The sequence below is a fragment of the Candidatus Methylacidithermus pantelleriae genome (genome assembly GCF_905250085.1).
Lineage (GTDB): Bacteria > Verrucomicrobiota > Verrucomicrobiia > Methylacidiphilales > Methylacidiphilaceae > Methylacidithermus > Methylacidithermus pantelleriae.
The window spans coordinates 47,763-70,919 of sequence record NZ_CAJNOB010000002.1 but is presented as its reverse complement, the minus strand read 5'-3'; the positions used below and the strand labels follow the sequence as shown (position 1 = coordinate 70,919).

The window sequence follows — 23,157 nt, the reverse complement described above, 5'->3', positions numbered from 1 at the left end:
TTTTTTGCAAAAAGGAGAGCTCCCAACGGGACCCTTACCTATCATGACGCAGCCGCTCCCGCCCGCATGGCTTCCGGAACTTCCACGAGCCGACCCGTTGTTACGTCGTAGACAAAACCGTAGATCGGAATGGTCTTAGGAACCAACGGGTGATTTCGGATGCGCAACACATCATCCACCACACTCTGGTAACGGTCTTCAATGCAGAGCCAGTCAATGAAATCCCCTTCGACAGAACCAGGCCCGCTTCCTACATCCTTCCAGGACGTTCCATCAAATTGGGCAGGTTCAAGACTCTGCCGGAGAAGTTTCCGCATAATGGAATCGGTAAAAGTTTCCATGCCGCAATCGGTGTGGTGGATGACGAACCATTCCCGTGTCCCCAAAAGCTTGTAGGAGATAACCAGGGACCGAATAGCGTCATCACTTGCGCGACCACCTGCGTTTCGAATCACGTGAGCATCGCCTTCGGAAAGTCCTGCGAACTTGGCCGGGTCGAGTCGTGCGTCCATGCACGTAAGGATGGCAAAACGGCGTGCAGGGGGCATAGGTAGGCGTGCTTTTTCTCCAAACGTTGCTGCGTAGCGCTGGTTAGCATCCAGTACTTCTTGAAGGATCGCACTCATGAGATACCTCCTTGGTTTTGAACGGTGGTGGATTTTGGGCTAACTCAGCTGTGGTTTTTTGTCAAACACTGGGCATGGCCATTTGTGTTTGAGGGATCCAGATGTCGTCATCCTTGCCGGGACCAGCAAAGTAGTAGCTTCTCTCTGGAAACGTGGATCATCCTTCCGCCGAGACATCCTTTGTGGCTAAGGTAGGGGAAAAGAATCTATGCCAGGGGAGGCTCGGATTATTATTGCGGGGGCTGGCTTTGGTGGGCTGGCAGCGACGCGGATTCTGGCACGAGCACACCAAAAGGTAACCCTTGTAGATCAGGCGAACTATCATCTTTTTCAACCGTTACTCTATCAGGTAGCTACGGCGGGGCTGGCGGCCACCGAGATTGCAATTCCCGTCCGATCCATTTTTCGAAGGTATCCGTGGGTAGAAGCCCGGATGGACACTGTCGTGGGTGTGGAGCTAGACGCGAAACGGCTTTTGCTTTCTGGCGGTTACCTAGAATTTGACTTTCTCATTCTGGCCCTGGGTGCAGTGACCAACTATTTTGATCATCCAGAATGGGAAGCGTATGCTCTGAGCTTAAAATCCTTGGAAGACGCGATTGAGATTCGTTCTCGTATTCTTTCTGCCCTCGAGAAGGCGGAATATGAGAAGGATGCTGCAAAGCGCGCAGCTCTTCTAACGATCGTGATTGTAGGAGGAGGCGCCACCGGAGTGGAGATGGCTGGTGCAGTCGCAGAGCTTACCCGCCATGCTTTGCGAGGAGAATTTCGTCACATCGATCCCGCACGAACACGAATTGTCCTTTTGGAGGCAGGACCCAGGATCCTCCCCACACTTCCGCCCGACCTTTCTTCCAAGGCGCAGGAGTTTTTGCAACAACTCGGAGTGGAAGTCAGGTTGCGTTCTCCGGTAACGGCTTTGGGAGAAGGCTGGATAGAAATCGGCGCGCAGAGGATCGCGGCTGGAACGATCCTTTGGACGGCAGGGGTGAAAGCGAATCCTCTGGGAAAGGCTTTTGGGCTTCCTGTGGAGCCCAATGGAAGAGTTTTGGTGAACCCCGATCTTTCGGTTCCTGGGTATCCTTATCTTTTTGTCATCGGTGACCTAGCTGCGGTGCGTGATGCTTCCGGGAAGCTTATTCCACAAGTAGCTCCTGCAGCGATCCAAATGGGGGAGCATGCAGCTCGAACGATCCTTGCCGAACTTGAAGAAAAAAACACACTCCGCAAGCCTTTCCGTTACATCGACAAGGGAACCTTGGCAACGGTGGGGCGCTCTATGGCAGTAGCCAAGATCGGGTGGATACAATGTGCAGGATGGATCGCCTGGATTCTCTGGCTTTTCGTCCACTTGATTAAACTTATTGGTTTTCATAATAAAGCATTGGTCCTTTTTGAATGGACATGGTCTTATCTAACCTTTCGAAAGGGGGCTCGCGTAATCCTTCGGTACCACAGGCCAAGCAGAGCGGATAGCGCGGGAAAAGCCAGTTGACCAAGCGAAGGTGATCGAAAGGCTTCTCCATTGTGAGGGAAGGAAACCATTCGGGCAATAAGCCATTGAAAACGGTTGCGATGAGCCAAGGCCCACCTCGTATCCTGAAAGCTCACTGGGTTGCCTTTCAGGGGGTAGCTTTTGGGATAGCTTGGGTTCTTCCTTACTTTCTTACAAATGTGTTTTTCGAGGAGTCCTTGTGAACGGTACGGACGGCAACAAAGACTCCCGTGAAGGACTTCGTCCAGAATGAGTGTGTCGACGGGAGGTGAGGCCATGGGGCTCTCTTAAGGGCTGGCCATTGAGTGGTGGGAGGTAAGCGCGTTATTGCGTCTCTTCATGCAGGATCCACTGATCGCGGGGACGCGACAGAAGCTGAGCGAGCTAGCGGGTCGTTAGGGAATCCTTGTGTTTTTCGCGCACACCATCCGCATCCGTTCGATTCTGCTACGTCGCAAAAGCGATGATGTGTCCAGGTGCATCCTCATTTGTAAACAAATGATAGGAAAAGGAAACGAAGCCCTCAAAACTTTGCACATCCGACCAAAGATAGCGCGTCATCAGCTGCAGCCCTTCTTCTTCTGTACCCGGTTTTAACCAGGTATCCTGGACTATGGTGATCATCTTTTTTTGTTCCGCTTTCGATTTCTCTTTCCCTAATGCCATAGGGTTGGACCGAGCCACCTCAGAGCCGGTTTTTTTATCCAACAATCGATTGGTACTCTTAAGGGTAATGACACATCGTTTTCGGTCTTACAATGGTAGTTTTTTGCCTTCGTTTTTGGGGGTGCTAGGATAAAAAAACACACATGTCATGACCGGGTTTCGCATGGAACGGGCCTAACGTAAATGGCTTGCTCCCTCGATAGCTGGATGGGCGCTACCCTGGATGCCAGTAGGATTTTTAGGATTGTTTATGAAGGATCTCTCCCAGGGCTTCCAACAGACGTTCCACGACAGAGATTCGGGCGTTTTCTCCCATTAGCCCAATCCTCCAAATTTTCCCACGCAAAGGGCCAAGCCCAGCCCCGATCTCGATGCCGAAACGCTCGAGAAGCACTTTTCGCACGTTGGCTTCATCGACTCCTTCGGGCACTTTGACAGCGTTAAGCTGCCACAAGCGATGGCCTTTCTCCGAAGCAAATTCTAAACCCAGCTCTTCTAGCCCCTGGCAAAGGCGAAGGTGGGCTTGTTTATGCCGCTCCCACCGTGCCGGAAGACCTTCTTCCAGCACCAATCGCAGCGCTTCGTGCAGGCCATAGATCGAGCTGACAGGAGCGGTGTGGTGATACGCCCGTTCTTTCCCCCAGTAGGCTCGAAGGAGAAAAAGATCAAGATACCAGCTTGGACAGGGATGCTTACGATTTTGAGCTACCTCTACGGCCCTGGGACTCAAGCTGACCGGTGCTAAACCTGGCGGGCAACTCAGGCATTTTTGTGTTCCGCTAAAGGCGGCATCCACTCCCCATGCGTCCAGGTTTACTTCCATTCCTCCCAAAGAGGTGACTGTGTCGACTAAAAAAAGAGCTCCGTTTTCATGAACGAGCCGACCGATTGTTTCCACCGGATTCCGGACTCCGGTAGAGGTTTCTGCGTGCACCACCGCTACGAGTTTAAAAGGCCGTTCGCGTAACACGCTTTCAAGCTCGGTGGGATCGATCGGTTGTCCCCAAGGGGCTTCGATGCGACGCACGATTGCGCCCAAGCGAGATGCCATGTCAACCATTCTTTCACCGAAAAGGCCGTTGACACAGATCAACACCTCATCCCCGGGTTCAATGAGATTGGTAAAGCAAAACTCCATCCCTGCACTTCCCGTACCACTAGCCGGAAAGGTCATCTCGTGGGACGTCTGAAACACCTTCCGCAGCATTTGTTGTACTTCTTCCATGATCTTGAGGAAAAAAGGGTCCAAGTGACTGACCAGAGGGCTGGCCATGGCTGCCAAAACAGACGGAGCGACGTTACTCGGTCCCGGCCCTAAGAGTAATCGTTTGGGCAAGAAAGAAGTCAGCGGTGAGCGTAGGTCCATCCAGGGCTTTACTTGTAAAGCTTCTGGCGCGGGTTTGGCAAGGTTGCAATCTTCTAGAAGGAAAATTCTTTCTTTTGCGCTTGCCGGGGTTTTCCAGAACTTAGATCCTAAGGCGGGTTTAGGGATTTGCTTCTCTCATGGAAGGCATGAGTTTCTCTCTTTCAGAACGGCAGCGAAAGGCTTTAAGCCGAATCGTCGGGGAGTCCCATGTCCTTTGGCGCGAAGAGGATCTTTTGGTGTATGAATGTGACGCTTACACCCTAGAAAAACATTTGCCTACCGCGGTTGTCCTGCCCGGCGATCCGCGTGAAGTTCGCGAGGTAGTACGGTTCTGTGCGACGGAAGGGCTTCCCATCATTCCGCGAGGTGCGGGCACAAGTCTTTCAGGATCCGTAGCTGCCGTAGGAGGGGGAGTTGTGGTGAGCCTGTCCCGAATGAGACGGATTTTATCCATTGACCCTCGTAACCGGCGGGCGCTGGTAGAAGCCGGCTGCGTCAACCTTCATCTTACCCAGGCTGCCTCCCGGTACGGGCTTGTCTTTGCTCCGGACCCTTCGAGCCAAGGTGCCTGCACCATTGGCGGCAATGTGGCTACGAATTCTGGGGGTCCGCACACTCTACGATATGGGGTTACGACCAATCATGTATTGGGTCTGGAGCTTGTTCTTTCCGACGGGCAGACCGTGTGGCTAGGGGTGCGCCCGGAAGAAGGAGATGATGCTCCTGGTCTTGACCTTCGAGGGGTGGTGATCGGTTCGGAAGGAATGCTGGGAATCGTCACCCAGGTACTCGTTCGACTTATCCCACCACCTCCAGCCCGGAAGACCCTCTTGGTTGCATTTCCGTCGGTCACGGAAGCGAGCCGTGCGGTGAGCGCGATTATCGAAGCAGGTATTGTTCCTGGAGCTCTCGAGATGATGGATGAGCTTATCATTCGCGCCGTAGAAGCGACCTACCAGTTTGGGTTCCCGCAGGGGGCCGGAGCGGTCCTCATTATTGAGTTAGAAGGGGTACCTTCGGGTTTGGACCGCTTAGCAGCCAAGGTCGAGGATCTCTGTCGTAAAGCCAATGCTTGCGAGGTCCGGGTCGCCACAACGGAAAAAGAACGAAACCACCTCTGGAAAGCCCGCAAGGGGGCTTTTGGAGCGGTCGGAAGGATAAGCCCCAATTATCTTACCCAAGACGGGGTCGTGCCCCGGTCGCATCTCGCGGAGATTACAGGGTGGATCGAGGCTTGTAGCAAAAAATATGGAGTAACCATTGGCAACGTGTTTCACGCGGGCGACGGCAATATTCATCCCTTGATCCTCTACGATGAGCAGGATCCGGACCAAGTTCGCCGCGCTCTAGCCGCGGGTCGAGAGATTTTGGAACGATGTCTGGAGCTGGGCGGAAGCGTTACAGGGGAGCATGGGATTGGACTAGAAAAGATGGATCTACTGGAAAAGCAATTTGGTGCGGCCGAGCTAGCCCTCATGCAAGCGCTGCGCCGCGCGTTTGATCCCCAGGGGCGATGTAATCCCTATAAAATGTTTCCTAGCTCGCGTCGATGCGCGGACTTTTTTCCCAGACGTCAGATTGCGGCCTAAGAATCTTGGGGAAGGAATCGTCTCATGGTGCTTCGGGGTGGCAGCCTAGAGGAACTGTGCAAAGGCTTAGCGAACATGAAAGGTCACCGAGCGCGGGTGACGAGGATCGAGCTTTGCGGATGGGACCAAATCATTGAGTATAGGCCCGAGGATCTTACTGTAACCGTTGGCGCGGGAATGACTCTTTGGGCCCTTCAGCAATGCTTGGCCAAGAGAGGACAGTGGCTTCCCTTGGATCCAGCGTTTCCCAGCCGAGTCACGATAGGATCCTTGATTGCCAAGAATTCCTGCGGGCCTAGGCGGCTAGGTTACGGAACGGCTCGGGAGTGGGTTCTTGGCATGACAGTTCTTTTGGGCAACACACAGGTAGTACGCCTAGGAGGCAAGGTAGTAAAAAATGTCGCAGGCTATGACCTTCATCGATTGTTTGTGGGAAGTGGTGGCAGTCTAGGCGTCATCTTGGAAGTCACCTTTAAAGTTTTGCCGCTTCCGGAAAGCGAACTTTTTCTTAGGCTGGAAAGCTCTTCCCTTGAGGAAGTGATCGGGTGGATCGAGGTTCTTTTGGATCGACGCCCCAATTTTGTCGTGTGGGACTTGTACCGCTGGTCTGTGGCAGGAGAAGAAAGCCCGTATTGTATGGTTGTAGGTTTTGCTGGTCTCAGGGAAGAGGTAGAATGGGAATGGGAGCATTGGAATACGTTGGGTTTGGGAGGGAAACCTGGGAAACTTGACTATGAAGAAGCCTTCTGGCAGGCCTATCCGGCTGATTCTCTTTGTAAGCTTTCCGTTCTTCCCTCGCGACTTAGTGAAGTGCTCCCTGCTTTGGACTCGGCCAGTTTCCTTGTCCGGGTGGGAAATGGCATTGTGTATCACACTGCCCCGAGATTGGCTCGTTTTCAACGCCCCTTGGAGGCTAGCCTAGTCGATCTTCTTTCCCGGGTCAAAGCTGCGTTTGATCCCGACGACGTTTTACCGGAACTCCCCCATGAATCACTCACCAACCTCCTCTAATCCCCAAGGATTTCTTCCAGAACCCCAATGCGTTCACTGTGGGCTTTGTTTAGCCCACTGCCCCACCTATTTGGAGACCGGGGATGAAAATGAAAGCCCTCGGGGCCGCCTTTACCTCATGCGGGCTTTAGAGACGGGGCGGATCGCTCCGACGGAGCGAGTACTCGGACACTTGGATCTCTGCTTGGATTGCCGGGCATGCGAAGTGGCATGCCCGTGCGGGGTTCCGTACGGAAAACTTCTTGAACAAGCGCGAGAACGGTGGGGCGCGTCGCATGCTCATTCTTTTGTAGGTTCCTTGTGGGCCCATTGGGGTCCTTCATTCCTTTTCACGCGTCCTTGGGCCCTGCGAACCGCCGTACGGCTCGGCAATTGGGTTCGAGGAACCGCCCTGGAACGGCTTCTGCCGCAGAGTTTACGGGAGTCGCTTCGCCTGGTGCCGCGGCGTATGGGCACCCATCATCTTCCAGACCGAGCTCCCGCTTTCCCGGAAAAAGGAAAAATCGCTCTGTTTCACGGTTGCGTTACGCAATCGGTGAGCGGGTTTATCAATCAAGCGGCAATTCACATCTTAAATCGCCTTGGCTTCACGGTTGATTGCTGGAAAGGACAAGTGTGTTGCGGGGCTTTGCATGCTCATTCAGGGCAGTTGGCCCGGGCACGAGAGCTAGCCAAACGGAATCTAACCAGCTGGGAAGCCGCGGGTGGTTTGCCAATCGTCGTGACCGCAGCAGGATGCGGATCGATTCTTCGAGAATACGGAGAGCTTTTACGAGGGGAGGCGGCTTGGGCGGCCCGTGCCCGCTTGTTTTCAGAAAAGGTTTATGATCTTAGTGTTTGGCTTGACCAGCATGGGATTGACAAGCTGTTACGCGGGGTCAAGCCGCCTCCTTACCGGGTTACCTACCATGAGGCATGCCATTTGGCTCATGCTCAGCGCGTCCGCGAAGAACCCAAAAGGATCGTACAAATGGTTGCCGGTCCTAGTTTTGTCGAGTTGCCCGAAGCCGAGCTTTGTTGCGGAAGTGCTGGCGTGTATAACCTCGTGCAGCCCGCCATGGCTCGCCGGCTACAGCAAAGAAAGATTAACCACATTCGGACAACCGGGGCTGGGTGTGTGGTAACCACCAACCCCGGCTGCATGTATCAAATAGAAGCCGGCCTGGTTGAAGTCGGCATCACCGATGTCCGTGTCGTCCATTTGTCGGAGTTTCTCTGCGAAGCCCTCGCTGGAGGACACGCACCGTAATGGGCACTCGGCCGGCCAAATGCCCCTAGAGCACGTAGCCTTCTTCGCCGTGTTCTGTCGTATCAAGTCCCGTGATTTCTTCCTCGATTGCCGGCCGGAGTCCTACGGTAGAACGGACGACGAAGGCGGCGACCAAGGTTCCCACCAAGGCCAAAAGTACGGTAAGTAGCATGGCCTCGAGCTGGGCCACCCAAAGCCCGCCCTCGGTGACCAGACGAGCCAACCCATTTTTGGTCGCTGCATCTCCAATGAGGTTGGGGTTTGCCTGCTTGGTGGCAAAGACACCCGTAAGAAAGGCTCCGAGCGACCCACCTACTCCGTGGATCCCGAAAGTATCAAGAGCGTCGTCGTAACCAAGGGCCTTCTTTAGCTTGACACAAGCAAAGTAGCACACCACGCCTGCCAGCGCCCCAATGACCATGGCACCATTAGCTTCGACAAACCCGCACGCCGGGGTGATGGCCACGAGGCCCGCGACCGCACCGCTACAAAAACCTAGAAGACTAGCTTTGCCTCGCAACGCGTATTCCAAAAGGGCCCATGAAAAGGACGCCACCGCGGTGGCCAACGTGGTTGTAAGAAAGGCGTTTGCGGCAATCCCGTCAGCCGCTACTGCGCTGCCGGCGTTAAATCCGTACCAGCCGACCCAGAGCATTCCTGTTCCCGTCATCGTAAGAACAAGATTATGCGGCGGCATGGGTTCATTCCCATACCCCAGCCGTTTTCCGACAAGGTGACACAGCAAAAGAGCCGACCATCCGGACGACATGTGCACCACGGTGCCTCCGGCAAAGTCGATAGCCGGCACCGCGCACCGGGGATTCCAAACTCCATTGAGAAGACCGGTGGCTCCCCAAACCATGTGGGCCAAAGGAAAGTACACAAGGAACATCCATAGTCCCACCAGAAGCAGTACTGCCACGAATTTGGTCCGCTCGGCAATCGCCCCAATCATCAGAGCCGGTGTGATGATGGCAAACATAAGCTGGAACATGGCATAGGTCGTTTCGGGGACCCAATAGGAATAACTGGGGTTAGGGCGGGAGGTCACCCCCTTGAGGAAAAAGTGTTCCGCTCCTCCTAAAAACGGGCTTTGAAAGCTCGTCCCAAAAACAAGACTGTAACCCGCTACCCACCACAAAATCGTGACAAGCCCCGTTATTCCCAAACACTGGGCCAGAATCGAAAGGACATTCTTGGACCGAACCAGCCCTCCATAGAAAAGAGCTAAACCCGGAAGGGTCATGAAGAGAACCAGTGCTGACGATGCCATCATCCAGGCGTTATGCCCAGGACCAATGGACCCCTCACTAGGAGTTCCCGTTGGATCGCTATTGCTGAGATAGGCTTCTAGCCCGCGAACCCTTTGTTCCAGAGGAGGGACACTGGTGCCAGAGGTAGGGACAGCCACCTGTGCCGTTTCAGAGTAAAGAGTCGTCCACAAACTCAGGACGATAGACGCAAGGAACGCTGCAACTGCCTGGCGCCAGGTCGTTCGGCGCCACAGTGCCGGAATGTAACTCTTGTGGAAAAGCATGCAAAAACTCCTCCTCCCTTCTTAACAGGTTGCGTTTGGGTTCGGCGCATTCCGGCACGCAAAGACGCGGGCAAAACCTAAAAAGAGAAGGGCTTTCCCTTCAATAGAAAAACCGTTTCTGTTTGCGCTTTTTTTCGTTTGCCTTTTTTCAATAGGGTTAAGCGCTCCGAAGAGCGTTTTTTTGGAGACAACTCGTCCTCGGGAGCGTGAGAAACCGGGGAGTGAAGAAAAGAGTGAGGAGAATGTTTCGCAACCTGCCGTGAAGAAGGATCCCTCTTGGGTCAAAGAAGACAGGCAGAATTTACAGAATATCTTTTCAGTAAAAACCAGCGGGAGTTTCTTATCCCGTCTCTTTGCGTGTAGCCTACTGTGCTTTTTTCCGGCTTTTTGTGATGCCTGGGCTCTTAGCCTTTCGTCGAGCCAGCTACAGTGGATTGGACAGAAACTCTGGGAAAACGAATCGGGAGGCCAGTTGCGGGGTCTTGTGGAATGGAACGCCGGGGAAGATTTCCTGTCGCTGGGGATCGGGCATTTCATCTGGTATCCCAAGGGCCGCCGGGGTCCATTTGAAGAAAGTTTCCCCGAGCTTCTCGAGTTTCTCGTTCGAAAAGGCGTGCGTTTGCCTAGATGGTTAGCTGTAGGAGACCCTTGTCCTTGGAACAGTCGGCAGGAATGGTTGAAAGAAAAGGAAAGCCCCAAAGCGCAAGAACTTCGGTCATGGTTAGCGCACACGGTGGGTTTGCAGACCGAGTTTGCTATCGAAAGGCTGCGACGTTCCCTACCTAAGATGTTGGCTGCTGCGCCCGAAGGTCTTCGACCGCGGATCGAGCGGAATTTTTTCTCTCTGAGTCAAACTCCAGAGGGCCTCTTTGCGCTCGTTGATTACGTGAATTTTAAGGGAGACGGAACGTTACCAACCGAGCGGTATCGCGGTGAGGGTTGGGGACTTCTTCAGGTTCTGGAAGCGATGGGAGACGATTCTTCGGTTCGCTCCTTTTGTCAGGCTGCGCAAGCGGTGTTACGAAGAAGGGTGCGCAACGCGCCTCCGGAGCGTCATGAGGAGCGTTGGCTTACCGGCTGGTTACATCGGGTGAGCTGCTACCGAAACCCCGCAGCAAAGTAATGTGGTGGGATAATCGCGTTGGGAGTGGTTAGTTGGGAGAGGGACAAAAGCGGCCAATATGACATCCAGGATGAGAAGAGGGAAGCTTCTGCTTGTGGGCTCCGTCTGGTTGTCTTTTGGGAAACGTGACAACCGAAGATCCGAGCACCAGGCATAGAGCCGCGTTGTCGGAGAGTGTTTAAGCCGGAAGAGCGGCGCTGGGACTAACGCTCCCACAAAAGGTGATTGGCGTATGGATCAGCGTCTAAGAGTTGGACAGGCATTGCCACGCATGGGTGCGGGTTTGGGTTTGCACTAGATCCCAGCGACGGTACCCGCACGCGATGAGCCTAGGAGGGATGCGGTATTTGGTCTACTCTGTCGTTGGAGCTTGGAGCTCCTCGTGGGTAGAGTCGATCGAGGGAAGCTGGTCTTTACCTTTTGAGAGTAAGCGGACTTGGGAAAAGGGGAACTGCGGGAGGAGGAATAACCGCATTTTTTGCGAAAAAGAAATTCGCCCTACGCCAACGGGAAAGACTCAACCACTGCCAGGAGTAAAGTCCTCTACCCGGTTATTGGCGAAAGGGGACGTTTCTTGCGGTGGCAAGCAACCGGAGCACGCAGCAGTTTGGTGGCCAACGTCTCACTGGCTTAAGGAAATGTTTTGCGGGCCAACGTGTCTCTCGGCTTGAATCATGGGCTATGTTCCCTAGATCACAAAGAGGCTGAGGTTGGAGAAAAATGCGATTTGAGTACCCAGCAGTGGTTTTGGGGATTTTTCTCCTGAAAGACCTTCGGGATGGAGCAACCAAAGGACACCGAGCGGGCATGAAAATTCTTTTGGTACTTGCAGTTATTTTTTCTTCCCTGGCGTTTTGGGGGCAAAGACTTTTTTTGGTTTTAGGTCTTGAACCGGCCGGTATCGCGTTACCGGTGGGGAAAGCTATCAGTCTTTTGCTGGGGGCTGGATGTCTTTCCTTTGCGTGGCGCATGGAGTTACGAGAGCTAAGGAGATCTTTTTTCCCCCAAGCTCCTCAAAAGGAGCTTCTTATTCTCATGATAGCGACTGCATTGGTTCTTTTCTTTGCGTTGTTTGCCGCCGGCGAACTTCTCGATCAACTCGTAACTGGGCCGGTCCGCTAGAAAGGGTCCAAGCCAGAGCACCGGAGGCGTTAGCATCCGGCTTTTTGGGAAAGAAAGGGTGATCTAGTGGGCAGATAAAGGAGGCCGGGGCGAGCATTTTCCAATGACTATTTGGCACAAACGAACGCGTCACGGGATATCCTGGGAGCCTTTGCGTTTTTCTCGGGAGAAGGTGCGGGACCGCTGGTCAGTCTTTGTCAGGAAACAATGGGCTTGGGCTCTCTACGCCACGATTCTTGCCTGCTGCCTCTACCTGGGAAAAGGGGACGTTGGCTTTAACCCGGCAGATGAAGGTTTTCTTTGGTATGGAGTGGTTCACACAGCCGGTGGGGAATTCCCAGGGCGTGATTTTCAGGCTTACGATCCTGGGCGTTACCACTGGCCCTTCCTTGGGTAAAGGTTTTTGGAGAACGAATCCTTTCCCTGCGCCGTTTTCTTTGTGTGGTTACTACTATCGGAATTTGGTGTGGGTTGGCAGTGGCAGAGGGGCTACTTTCCTCGGCAATCGAAAAAGGAGTTTTTGGAGTCATCCTGGCGCTTTGGTTTTTTCCCTTTTATCGTGCGATTGACCAGCTTGTGGTGCTTGTGGGCCTTTGGGTAGCAACCCGGTGGCAAATGGATGCCAACCGGTCCCAGGCCACTTGGGCGGGCCTCTTTACAGGATGGGCTGCCTGGGTGGGTAGAAACCATGGACTGTACGCTCTGGTAGCCTTCGGAATTCTTTTTTGGGTCGGGAGAAAGGCTGAACAGCCAAGGGAGGGTTGGGAAGCTGCTATTAACTTTTCTCGGGGAGTCGTGCTGGGCTACTTGCCGATGCTTTTGGCCTTGGTTTGGGTCCCCGGTTATTGGGAACGGAACCTGTATTTTATGGAGCGGCTTCTCTTGCTAGGATCGACCAACCTTGCATTGCCGGTTCCTTGGCCCTGGCGGGTTTCCTGGCCTCGCCTTTGGAACGAAGTTCCCGATTATGCGATGGCTTGGCTCTTTGTATTTCTTCCGTTCTTCTTCATCCTGGTCTGGGTCTGGTTCCTTCTCCAAAAAAGCAAAAAGACCTTTGCGCCATCCTTTCTCCCGTCACTAGCGTTTGGGCTCCCGTACCTTCATTACATCTATTCTCGGGCGGATCGAGAGCACCTAGCGCTGGGTGTTTTTCCTTTCCTTGTGGCTGTACCGGCGTTGTTGAACACCCTCTCAGGAAATAGGAGACGCTTAGGCATGTGGTTGGCCCTCGGAGTATTGCTGGTGTGGAGCGCCTGGGCCACGTGGCCAGAAAATGCTTGGCTGCAGTACAGCCTGTCACGTGAGCAATTCTTTCCCTACAGGGTTGGCAAGGATCAACTGTGGCTTCCTCGGCAAGAGGGTGAACTCATCCAGAAGATGTATCTCCTTCCTTTGGCGAACTCTGGTCAAAAGAACGATACCCTGATTGCGCCCTATGGCCCAGGGTTCTATGTCCTTCTGGGCAAAAAGTCCCCAGTGTGGGAGATCTACTATCTTTTTCCCGACTTTGCCTGGAGCCAAGACGAAACCTGGCGCAAGCTGGAAAGGGAGAACGTGCGGTGGATGCTTTTTGAACGGAAAAGCCTCGATGGCAAAGAGGCAGAAACTCGAATGAACGAAACCCACCCTTTGCTTTGGAGGCGAATACAAGAATCGTTTGCAGAGGTTTTCCCTTCCCCTTTGGGCAAGGCGGCTCGCCTTTTTGAGCGGAAAGAACGGATCTTTGGGCTTGCGGTACAGCCGTAAGCTTGGTTATTGCTGGATTCTCCTACCTCAGGAGCTAGGAGGAAGTGGGACTATTGCTGACCGGCTGCGCAAAGGAAACGGTGGATTCTTCCCAGGATCCAAGATATTCCCCGGGACAACCCGTTTCGGTTGTGGTTCCTGTTTTTGAAAGTTCTGCTTGCTTGCCTGAGCTTGTCAAGAGTGTGTGCGGGGTTTTGGCGAATTTTTCTCATGAGTTGATATTGGTGGATGATGGCAGTCGTGATGGGAGCTGGGAGGTGATTCGCCAGCTTGCGGAGCAATTTCGTTGCGTCCGTGGCGTGCGTTTGGCTCGTAACTACGGGCAGCACGCTGCGCTTCTTTGCGGCATTAAGAAGGCTTCGTTTCCCTGGATCGTCACCATGGACGATGATCTCCAACATCCTCCGCAAGAGATTCCGAAACTGTTGGAAGCTTTAAGCCAAGGGTGGGACCTGGTCTATGGAAAAGAAGAGGTACGGCGTCATGCCTTTTGGCGGAATGCAGCCTCGGGTTTGGTTCGATGGGTGCTGAAGCGTCTTTTCGTCATTGAAAACGCCGAGTTTATGAATTCTTTTCGTGCTTTTCGCGCGGAGCTGCGGGATGGGTTTCCTGTCTGGCCGGCTGGGATGGTTTGCGTGGATGCGTTGCTTCGCTGGAACACGCAGCGTATCACATGGGTCGCCATTCGGCACGAGTCCCGCCGGGCCGGTCGGTCGGCCTATTCGCTGCGCAAGCTGATCGCTTTGTCAATGGATTTTTTGACAGCTTTCAGTACGGCTCCCCTTCAAGGAGTTGGGCTGCTCGGGGTCTTGCTTTTGGTCCTGGGGGTTTTTGTTTTGGTGTTGGGACCTATGGATGGGTCTTGGCCGTTTTCTATACTCCTGGCAGCAGTGATTTTTGCCGGCGCATTGGAACTTTTCGCCGTTGGCGTCCTTGGAGTTTACCTGGCTCGGATCCATAACGCCCTTTCGGGAAGGCCGCTCTATATTGTACGGGAGGAGGTAGGAGGGTATCGGGAGACGGAGAATGTTTGCGCGAAAGAAGAAGTTCGTACAGTGAGGACGCGGGCTGTCCCAGACGGCTCGGGAAGCTCGTGGTGTTCGTCGGAATGAATTCTTCCATCCAGGGAATTTCTGTTAACCGTGCTGCCGTTTCCGCAGGGGATTTTTTACCTCCATGGGCTCGTGGGATTCGAATTCCTTTCAACCGGCCTTCCTTCCTCGGGAACGAGCGGGTGTACTTGGAGAAAGCACTAGAACTTGGGTGGATTGCCGGAGGGGGATATTTCACTCTGCAATGCCAATCTCTTTTGGAGGAGCACCTGCCTGGCAGCCGCGTCTTTCTTACGACCTCGGGGACTGCAGCTCTTGAGATGGCAGCTCTTTTGTCCGATGTTCGACCCGGGGACCGTTTCATTGCGCCTTCTTTTACGTTTTCATCAACCGTAAACGCCTTTCTTTTGCGGGGTGCAGTTCCCCTCTTTGGCGATATCCAACCGGACACCCTCAATCTGGATCCAGAAAGTGTTCAACGGCTCTTGTCCGAGCATCCTGACCGGCACCGGATCCGTGCCATTATCGTGGTTCACTATGGTGGCATCTCTGCCCGCATGGAGGCTTTTCAAGCTCTAGCGCAAGAGTATGGGATACGGGTGATCGAGGACAATGCCCATGGCCTTTTCGGTCAGTATCGGGGAATCCCCTTGGGACAATGGTCGTCTCTGGCGGCTTTATCCTTTCACGAGACGAAAAACTTGACCTGTGGCGAGGGGGGCGCCTTAATCGTGAACGATTCCTCTTTGACGGAACGGGCGGAAATTGTGCGGGAAAAGGGAACGGACCGATCGCGGTTTTTTCGGGGAGAGGTTTCCAAATACCAGTGGCAAGACGTGGGATCAAGCTATGCTCCCGCGGATCTTTTGGCGGCTTTGCTTTTGGCTCAGCTCGAAAAAAGAGAGCTCATTCAGAGCCGGAGAAAAGTTCTGTGGGAAAGATACATGAAGGAACTAGGGCCTTGGGCCATGGAACAAGGGATTCGACTGCCCATTATTCCGAGTGATTGCCTTCCTTCGTACCATCTTTTCTACCTTCTCTTCCCTTCTCCCCAAGAGCGACAAGCTTTTGTAGGCCACTTGCGGGCAAGGGGAATTCTTGCCTGCTCTCATTACGAGCCCTTACATCTTTGTCCTAAAGGTCGAGAGCTGGGAGGGAAAGAGGGGGATTGCCCTGTGACAGAATGGGTGAGTCCTCGATTGGTTCGGCTTCCTCTCTACTATGGGTTATCGGATCTCGAGCAGGAGGAGATCCTAGAGGTAGTACGTGCTTGGAGCGGGGTTTCCCAAAAACGGAATGTTCGTTAGGGTCTTAGCGCAAAAGGAGGGGATACTTTTCAATGGTGCATGGGGAAACAAAGAAGCCTTTTGTTAATCTTTCGTCGCTTGAGTATGTCCCCTGGGAAACCCGCAATTTAGGAATGCCGGCCTTTGGTGTGGCCGAGTCTTTTCTGAAGCAACCCCAGCTAGTACAGCTTGAGGGTGACCTTGCCGTTCTTAAGCAGGAACTTCCCCGGTTCTTTGTCCAAGCCAGGGTGAGCGACCAGGATCATCTTGAGGCCATTGGGATACTTCAGAAGGTCGGTTTTTTTTACGTAGAAACGGTCTTTACTTTTGTGATGAGGCTCAAACATCACCCGTTGCTTGCGGCTTTTTGTTCGGATCCCCAAAGTTTTTTACCGAAACGTTATCGTGGCCGGCTGGAGGCTTTCCTCTTGAGAAGCTCGGAGGACCCCAATCTAGCGGGAGCCTCAGAGCTCCTGCGAGGCGCCTTTTCCTATGATCGATTTCACCGGGATCCCCACTGCCCAGAACGGATCGCTGACCAGCGATTCGGATACTGGCTATTGGATCTTCTGAACGATTCGAAGGCGCGGATTGTTACTTTTTTCTTGGACACTAAAATGGCTGGTGTAGGGATTCTTCGCGACGCTGAGATCGTGCTGGCAGCTGCGGAAAAATCATGGCAGCGAAGCGGGCTGGGCAGTTACGGCTTTCTTTGGCTTTTGCGAATGGCTAAGGAGTCTGGACATCGAGAAGCCTATGGCGTTGTCTCGGTCCACAACATTCCCATGGTCCGTCTCCTTCTTCGTCATACTCCCTTGTTATACGCGCAAACCCAGGTGACGTTGCATTACTGGTACCTCCCGGTTCAGCAGGGAGAAAGCTTGTCTTCTTAAACCGAGTGGCAGAGGTTGCCCGCAGCTTGAAAGAATCCCAACCTTGCCAAGAAGAACGCAAAAGGGACGCTCTTCGCAAAAACCCAACGTTGGGTGCGCCGTGATGGGCCTTGTTTGGCGGTATTTCTCGCCTCTTCTATCATCGCGATTCCGCCCCTGAAGCAAGCGATCCGGGTCGGATACGATTTTACCTTTTACTCTCTTGTAGCGGCTGTGGCCGGGCTCGATTCATGGAAGCGGCTGCCACACTTTTTGTGGTCGATTCTTGTGGCTAGTCTTGCTCCGTGGGGCGGCACGACGTTGACCCGCTGGTCGGGCCTTGCTGACCCCTGGGATGCGGCAAGTCTCGCTTTGGGATCCGCTCTTTTTGGAATCACCGCACTGGGTTCCTTTCTCTATTTGCGCAGCGAAACCCAGGTTTCTTCTCCCCTCTCCTTGGGTATTGCCAGTCTCTGGCTCTGCTTTGCAAGTCCCGCCTATGTTTTTCTCCCCTGGGACCGGCACTGGTATCTGGGGTATATTGGCATTGCGGTCTACCATAATCCGACCCTCCTATTGGTGCGGCCCTTTGCGCTGGTCTCCTTCATCTGGTGCAAGCGACTCCTTTTGGCACCTCATTACCCTCGGTTAGGTGCAGCCCTAGGTTCGGCGTTCTGGACAAGCCTCTCCATCTTTGCCAAACCTAGCTGGGCGATGGCATGGGCGGGTGGGTTCCTTCTGTTGGGTGGCTGGGATACGTTGCGCCAGTTTTTTTTCTCAACCATCCGGGATAGCCTGAAAGCTTCTCCGCGACACTGGACATGGGCCTTTCTTTGCGTTTTTGTTCCCTTGATGGCTCTCCTTTTTTGGAGAACTCGTCCGCGGCCTGAGTACTACTCGATCGGCCAATTTGAAGGAGTCGATTGGGCGCCTGGGGCCTTGGTCCTGCTCTTTTCGCCAACTTGGTGGGTAGGGTTAACCAAAATCGTACTCTCGATCGCCCTTCCCTTGAGCATCGGTTTTACGATTCCCAAACATTCGCTCCAGGAGGGGGACCTTTCCTTGGCCTGGTGCGTTTTTCTTGCCGGGCTGGCATTGACCCTTACTTGTGTGGAAAAAGGCCAGCGTTTGGAACATGGCAACTTCGCGTGGTGTGCGGTCTGCGCGCTTTTTATTCTCTGTCTGGAAAGTTTCCGGGTTTGGTTGGGTGAGTCGCAGAAATCCCGAAACCAGCTCGCTCGTTTGCTTCCTTGGAGCATTCTTTTTGCGCAAGCCCTATCAGGCGTTGGCTACTGGTTCCATGTTGTCAATACCGGTCTTATCCAATGAGCCTGGAACCAACAGCCTGGGCGTAAAGCACTCATTTTCCCGCGATCACAAAAAGAAGTGCGGTGTCCAACACCATCCATGCGAAGGATAAAATAAGAATCATTTCAACAGCAATAAAAAAGTTGGTCGCGATAAATTCTCGAGCACTTTTATAGGCTTCGTCGATTCGGTCAAGCTTCTTATCCACCGCTCTGACGAGATCTGGAATGTCAAACTCGCTTTCGATATGACGATAGATGGTGCGCAAATGCCAGTCGGAATCAATCTGGATAGTTTTGGAAAGTACTTGATGAATGGAATCTACAATCGCAAGCTTGTCTCGGACAAAGTCAATCCCTTCGGTTGAGAAGGTTTCATAGCGCTTCGGCATCGTCCAGAACTTGTACCAGGGAGGAAGGTCGCTCAGAAGAGATTGTGCTTGATTGATTTCCGCATCGAGAATGAAATTGTAGGAGCGTAGCATCCAATACAGGGCATAGGTGAGCCGAAAGATGTCCAGGATAATCTGGGCCTCTCCCGAGGCAATAATGGCACCAAATCGTTTGATGAGAATAAGCTCGTTTTCATAATAACCGAGGTTTTCGAGTTTCTCCTTGGTGATGACAAAGCGGGAAAGAAGATCATAATTGGGTTCGGCGGAAACGATACCATAGAGAGCTTTGTAATTTTTTTCGAGGAAAGCATCGGCATCGAGAACGGTATCAGGTGGTAACGAAAAAATGGGGAGAAAATCCAGTTCTTCCAGCCTTTGTTCGTACTCATACTGAGCGAGGGGTCTTGCGGAAGAAAGAAAGTCGTGAACGAAGGCGGAGGCCCACTCGGTGATGGGAGTGGAACCCACAAAGATCTGGGTGACGGAATTGGCGATGGAGGCAAGTTTGGGTAGTGTGCCCTCAAGGGTAAACGAAAGTTCGAGGAGTCCCACTCCAAATTTATAGATTTGGGTTCTGGCTTGGCCTGCGGCGAAAACTGCTCCTTGAAAGCTCACCGGTTCCGTAGTTGTGCAGGAGAGTTCCCGGGCCACGCGGGGGTGTTCTTCCCTATCAAATGCAAGCTCAAAACCCAGGTCAAAGGGGATAAGAATTGAGACGGACGCCTCCATAGAAAAGACTCTCGTTTACTTTCGGATCCCAGCAAATGCCAAATCCCGCAGCCCTTCCCAAAGCCTAAGATTACCGCGGCAACTTGGACACGTGTAGAACCAGGCCAAGCTACCGGGATGTGCGCAGACGTTCAACGCGACCTTTCCGGTGGATTCTGACTCGGGAAAGCCTCACATCCATCGACCCGCAGGCCTTCTAACGATACCAGAGGATTGGAGTCACTTCCGAGGGAACGCAGGCTTCCGGATGGAAGGGGCGCACCCTTGGAGTAAAATCGCTCGAGGGACGGTTAGCGGGCACGCTTGCGTGGTAAAGAAAGCCGTTTATGGATCCCACCAGTTTTTGCCCTCGACTCATGCGGACAATCACCGGTGCGGAAGTTTCGGGGAGAGGTTCCGCATAGAGCTCTACTTCCACCCAGTCTGGCGAGATCTCATCGAGATAAACGGGAAGCGTGAAGCGATATTCGCCTTCGACTGTTTCCGTCTCCAAGGGCCCAAAATGGATTCCTTTCCAGTGGCTTTGAAGCTCACGTTCCCATTGGAAAAGTTCCCTAGCGATCCGGCCGCCTTTGGCCGCCCGCCTTGCGTAGCGCTGCGAAAGGGTGGTGTAGTAACCGTCTACGTAGTCGCGTACCATTCGATTGGCACTAAAATAGGGTGTGAGTCGACTCATACTTTCCCGCATTTTTTGGACCCAACGGACAGGGATTCCCCGATGGTCTCGTTCATAGAAGGTAGGAATGATCTCCTTTTCCAAGAGCGTATATAGCTGCTCGGCTTCTTGGGCATCCCACCCCGGGTCGTCTCCATGTTCACCACTATCGCCAATTGCCCAGCCCACTTCGGGCGAATAAGCTTCTGCCCACCATCCGTCCAGCTCGGAAACGTTAAGCCCTCCATGAGCCAGGATTTTCATACCACTGGTACCACAAGCTTCCCAGGGGCGTCGTGGAGTATTCACCCAGAGATCAACCCCGCAAACGATCTCGGCTGCTAGCTCCATATCATAGTCCTCAAGAAAAAGAACTTTTCCTCGAACATCCGGCCGCTCGGAAAAAAGGACCCATTGGCGGACAAGATCTCTACCTGTTGAGTCCAACGGATGGGCCTTTCCAGCAACTACCAGCTGGACCGGTCGGGTGGGATGATTGATCAAACGAACCAATCGTTCCGGGTCATGCAACAGCAGAGTCGGCCGTTTATAGGCCGTAAATCGCCGGGCTAAACCCAGGGTGAGCGTATTGGGATCAAAAAGGCATTGGCACTGTTGCAATTCCTCCGGAGCTGCCCCCCGGCACGCACAAGCACGATACGCTCGCTTTCTGGCTACTGTAATGAGAGCACACCGACAGCGATTGCGCAGCTCCCACAGCTCTTCGTCGGAAGCTTTCCGGACCTGCTCGACCAATACCTCGGTTGGCTCTCGCCAGCGTTCCTCGCTACAAAAGCGGTTCCAGAATGCATCGGCCTCCGGATGTTCCCAGCTCGGCACATGAACACCATTGGTTACCACCTCGATGGGTAGTTCCCACTTTGGCCAGCGAGGGAAAAGGGGAGCAAAAAGTCTCCGGCTTACTTCCTGGTGAAGCCGGCTCACAGCGTTGGTCGCTGAGCAGACGCGAAGGGCAAGGTAGGCCATGTTAAAAGGTTCGTCCCTGCGCCCCCAGAGTCGCCCGAGCCGGAGAAAATCCTCAAATGGGATCTTCAATTCGTTTTCCACATACGAGCCTAGCATGCGCTCCAAAAGAGCTGGATCGTACTGGTCAAAACCCGCAGGGACCGGTGTATGCGTAGTAAAAAGATTGCCTCCGCGTGTTGCCCACAGGGCTTCCCAGAAAGAAACCCCCTCCTCGTCCAGAAAGGAGTGGGCCCGCTCAATGGCTGCCAAGGCAGCGTGCCCCTCATTGAGGTGGCACACAGAACAACGAATCCCAAGAGATTCCACCAGGCGCCACCCCCCGATTCCAAGCACCATTTCTTGCTGCAGCCGAAGTTCGGGGCCTCCCCCGTAGAGCACTCCGGTGATCGTCCGATCCGCCGGGGTGTTCAAAGGATCATTACTGTCCAGGAGGTAGAGTTCCACCCTCCCGACCACTGCTTTCCAAGCCCTCAAATGAAGGGTTCTTCCGGGTAGCTCAACGGCCACCTTGATCCACTGGCCATCCTGGTCTCGCAGGGGTACAATCGGGAGAAGCGCAGGGTCGTTGAAAGGGAAGTACTCGACCTGATGGCCGTCCGGCGCGATCGATTGCCGGAAATATCCTTGCTGGTACAGAAGACCGACTCCAACAATGGGAACTCCTAAGTCGCTCCCGGCCTTTAACAAGTCCCCTGCCAAAATACCGAGTCCCCCTGAATAGATGGGAAGGGCCTCGGCAAGCCCAAACTCCATGCTAAAGTAAGCAACCGGTCCGCAAGTCTCGGGTGATGGGTAACGAAGGTCAAACCATGTGGGTCGCTCCAGATACTGTTTCCGCTCCTCGAGTTGCCTGGAAAGTTCTTGACGAAACTCAGGATCGCCCGCCAGTTCTTCCAGCCGTTTCTGGGATATAACTTCAAGGATAAGCCACGGATTGCGAGTCGCGTTCCATAACTGGCTATCCACTCGGCGCCAAATCCGATCGGCTTGGGGAGACCACGTCCAGCGAAGATCCTGAGCCAGTTCCTGCAGTCCTTCGAGCTCAGAAGGTACTTCCCGTGAAAGAAAATAGCGCCAGGCCACAAAACCTCCTTAGAAAGCCCTACCGTAACCGATTCGTCAGCTCCAAGGCTAGGCCAAGCCGTATCTTCTGTCCAGGCTCCATGTACTGCCTTGAGCTTTGGCTGGCCGATGTAACTTGGCCCAGTCTCCCCATTAGATCTCCCCATTAGATAATCAGCATAGCATCTCCAAAGCTATAGAAAAGGTAACGTTCCCGAATCGCCTCCTTGTAGGCCTCCCGGAGGAGATCCCACCCGGCAAACGCGCTTACCAAAAGGAGCGGGCTGGAACGGGGTAGGTGAAAATTGGTGAGAAGTGCTCCGACCCGACGGAATGAGTAGGGAGGATAAATGAAAAGATCGGTCCATCCAGGTCCAGGCTCAAGGCTTGGACGAGACTCAAGTACCCGAGCCACGGTTGTGCCCACCGCAACGAGCCTTTTGCTTTGTTGGGCCAAGGGTCGGAGCTCCTCCCCAATTTCAAAGTATTCGGGTTCCATTCGATGTTCTGCGATAGTTTCGCTTCGGATTGGCAGAAACGTCCCTGGTCCTACATGAAGGGTAACAAATGCGTAGCGAAATTTTTCGAGAAGCTCCCAAGTAAAGTGAAGACCGGCCGTGGGAGCAGCTACCGAACCAGGCTGGGACGCATAGACAGTTTGGTAACCGGTCTCATCGTCCGGATGGTGTAGGGGAAGCGAAAGCTCCTTTCGTCGTTTCCGCACGTACGGGGGAAGGGGTACGTTGCCAAAGGTCGCCAGGTCCAGCGGTTTTTCGAACTGGAGTTTGCGCCGTCCGCCTGGCCATGCTTCCACCACCCAGGCTCGGGTGACCGGAGGGGAAAGCCCCAGGGAAGTTTTTCCGACGAAGGTGAAGGAGGTCCCTGGACGTGCTTTCTTAGCGGGTGAGGCGAGCGCTATCCAGACCGTTGGGTCGGTCGCGTCTTTTTGTACAAGAAGAAAGGAGACCCTAGACTCTTGGCTTTCAAGGAGGGCGGGGAGGACCTGGGAATTGTTTAAGATAAGAAGATCCTCAGAACCAATCCATTGAGGCAGCTCAGCAAACGTGGCATGGCAAAAGCTTTGGGTATTCCGATCCAACACGAAAAGCCGGCACTCGGCTCTGGATTTGCAAGGGCAGGGAGCGATGAGCTCGTCGGGCAGCTCGAAGCTAAACTCGCTTACATGCATTGTTTTGACCCAAAGGTGCCCTGGAAACCAAGCGTTCGCAAAATGGCTGGGTTACCTTGCTTGGTCAACAAAGGGTGCAACGTGGGGAGAGTT

Annotated in this window: 19 protein-coding genes; 12 read left to right on the top strand and 7 right to left on the bottom strand. The window is 53.7% G+C overall.

Annotated elements, in window-relative coordinates:
• Positions 1-41: 41 nt before the first annotated feature.
• Positions 42-626, bottom strand: a complete 585-nt coding sequence (locus tag KK925_RS02000) for a beta-class carbonic anhydrase (RefSeq protein ID WP_174582723.1) — start codon at positions 624-626, stop codon at positions 42-44.
• Positions 627-834: 208 nt separating this feature from the next.
• On the opposite strand from KK925_RS02000, the gene KK925_RS01995 reads away from it, so the two are divergent.
• Positions 835-2,121: an NAD(P)/FAD-dependent oxidoreductase gene (locus tag KK925_RS01995; protein ID WP_174582722.1), complete on the top strand. Its 1,287-nt coding sequence runs from the start codon at positions 835-837 to the stop codon at positions 2,119-2,121.
• 447 nt (positions 2,122-2,568) lie between these two features.
• On the opposite strand, the gene KK925_RS01990 is transcribed toward KK925_RS01995, so the two are convergent.
• Positions 2,569-2,832, bottom strand: a complete 264-nt coding sequence (locus KK925_RS01990) for a hypothetical protein (RefSeq protein WP_214096209.1) — start codon at positions 2,830-2,832, stop codon at positions 2,569-2,571.
• Between the two features lie 193 nt (positions 2,833-3,025).
• On the bottom strand, positions 3,026-4,153 hold the full coding sequence (locus KK925_RS01985; protein ID WP_174582721.1) for a pyridoxal-phosphate-dependent aminotransferase family protein: 1,128 nt from the start codon (positions 4,151-4,153) through the stop codon (positions 3,026-3,028).
• Positions 4,154-4,299: 146 nt separating this feature from the next.
• Here KK925_RS01985 and KK925_RS01980 point away from each other — a divergent pair, with 146 nt between their 5' ends.
• The 3 genes from KK925_RS01980 (at position 4,300) to KK925_RS01970 (ending at position 8,002) form a co-directional block, all read left to right on the top strand.
• Complete coding sequence (locus KK925_RS01980; protein ID WP_174582720.1) at positions 4,300-5,742, top strand: FAD-binding oxidoreductase; 1,443 nt, start codon at positions 4,300-4,302, stop codon at positions 5,740-5,742.
• A gap of 75 nt (positions 5,743-5,817) precedes the next feature.
• A complete protein-coding gene (locus KK925_RS01975) occupies positions 5,818-6,753 on the top strand; it encodes an FAD-binding oxidoreductase (RefSeq protein ID WP_214096208.1) in 936 nt (311 codons plus the stop codon).
• Positions 6,728-8,002, top strand: coding sequence for a (Fe-S)-binding protein (locus tag KK925_RS01970; protein WP_174582718.1), 1,275 nt, complete (start codon positions 6,728-6,730; stop codon positions 8,000-8,002). The genes KK925_RS01975 and KK925_RS01970 overlap by 26 nt, the downstream gene beginning before the upstream one ends.
• Positions 8,003-8,027: 25 nt before the next feature.
• Here KK925_RS01970 and KK925_RS01965 read toward each other — a convergent pair whose 3' ends face one another.
• Positions 8,028-9,539, bottom strand: a complete 1,512-nt coding sequence (locus KK925_RS01965; protein ID WP_174582717.1) for an ammonium transporter — start codon at positions 9,537-9,539, stop codon at positions 8,028-8,030.
• A gap of 181 nt (positions 9,540-9,720) precedes the next feature.
• Here KK925_RS01965 and KK925_RS01960 point away from each other — a divergent pair, with 181 nt between their 5' ends.
• From KK925_RS01960 to KK925_RS01925, 8 genes are all read left to right on the top strand, one after another.
• Complete coding sequence (locus tag KK925_RS01960; protein ID WP_214096207.1) at positions 9,721-10,662, top strand: hypothetical protein; 942 nt, start codon at positions 9,721-9,723, stop codon at positions 10,660-10,662.
• An 807-nt stretch (positions 10,663-11,469) separates the two neighbouring features.
• A complete protein-coding gene (locus tag KK925_RS01955) occupies positions 11,470-11,784 on the top strand; it encodes a hypothetical protein (RefSeq protein ID WP_214096206.1) in 315 nt (104 codons plus the stop codon).
• A 103-nt stretch (positions 11,785-11,887) separates the two neighbouring features.
• On the top strand, positions 11,888-12,181 hold the full coding sequence (locus tag KK925_RS01950) for a hypothetical protein (protein ID WP_174582715.1): 294 nt from the start codon (positions 11,888-11,890) through the stop codon (positions 12,179-12,181).
• 44 nt (positions 12,182-12,225) lie between these two features.
• Positions 12,226-13,530 (top strand): hypothetical protein, encoded by a 1,305-nt coding sequence (locus KK925_RS01945; RefSeq protein ID WP_174582714.1) that lies wholly within the window; start codon positions 12,226-12,228, stop codon positions 13,528-13,530.
• A 53-nt stretch (positions 13,531-13,583) separates the two neighbouring features.
• Positions 13,584-14,642: a glycosyltransferase family 2 protein gene (locus KK925_RS01940; protein ID WP_214096205.1), complete on the top strand. Its 1,059-nt coding sequence runs from the start codon at positions 13,584-13,586 to the stop codon at positions 14,640-14,642.
• Positions 14,639-15,889 (top strand): dTDP-4-amino-4,6-dideoxygalactose transaminase, encoded by a 1,251-nt coding sequence (gene rffA / locus KK925_RS01935; protein ID WP_174582712.1) that lies wholly within the window; start codon positions 14,639-14,641, stop codon positions 15,887-15,889. Before KK925_RS01940 ends, rffA begins: the two co-directional genes overlap by 4 nt.
• A gap of 32 nt (positions 15,890-15,921) precedes the next feature.
• The gene (locus KK925_RS01930) at positions 15,922-16,761 is read left to right on the top strand and encodes a hypothetical protein (protein ID WP_174582711.1); all 840 of its coding nucleotides are present in this window, start codon (positions 15,922-15,924) and stop codon (positions 16,759-16,761) included.
• Positions 16,762-16,875: 114 nt separating this feature from the next.
• Positions 16,876-18,069 (top strand): hypothetical protein, encoded by a 1,194-nt coding sequence (locus KK925_RS01925; RefSeq protein WP_174582710.1) that lies wholly within the window; start codon positions 16,876-16,878, stop codon positions 18,067-18,069.
• A 31-nt stretch (positions 18,070-18,100) separates the two neighbouring features.
• On the opposite strand, the gene KK925_RS01920 is transcribed toward KK925_RS01925, so the two are convergent.
• The 3 genes from KK925_RS01920 to queA all read right to left on the bottom strand — a co-directional run bounded on the left by KK925_RS01920 (position 18,101) and on the right by queA (position 23,064).
• The gene (locus tag KK925_RS01920) at positions 18,101-19,171 is read right to left on the bottom strand and encodes a hypothetical protein (protein ID WP_174582709.1); all 1,071 of its coding nucleotides are present in this window, start codon (positions 19,169-19,171) and stop codon (positions 18,101-18,103) included.
• Positions 19,172-19,367: 196 nt separating this feature from the next.
• Positions 19,368-21,896, bottom strand: coding sequence for an alpha-glucan family phosphorylase (gene glgP / locus KK925_RS01915; protein ID WP_174582708.1), 2,529 nt, complete (start codon positions 21,894-21,896; stop codon positions 19,368-19,370).
• Positions 21,897-22,041: 145 nt separating this feature from the next.
• Positions 22,042-23,064 (bottom strand): tRNA preQ1(34) S-adenosylmethionine ribosyltransferase-isomerase QueA, encoded by a 1,023-nt coding sequence (gene queA, locus KK925_RS01910; protein ID WP_174582707.1) that lies wholly within the window; start codon positions 23,062-23,064, stop codon positions 22,042-22,044.
• Positions 23,065-23,157: the final 93 nt, after the last annotated feature.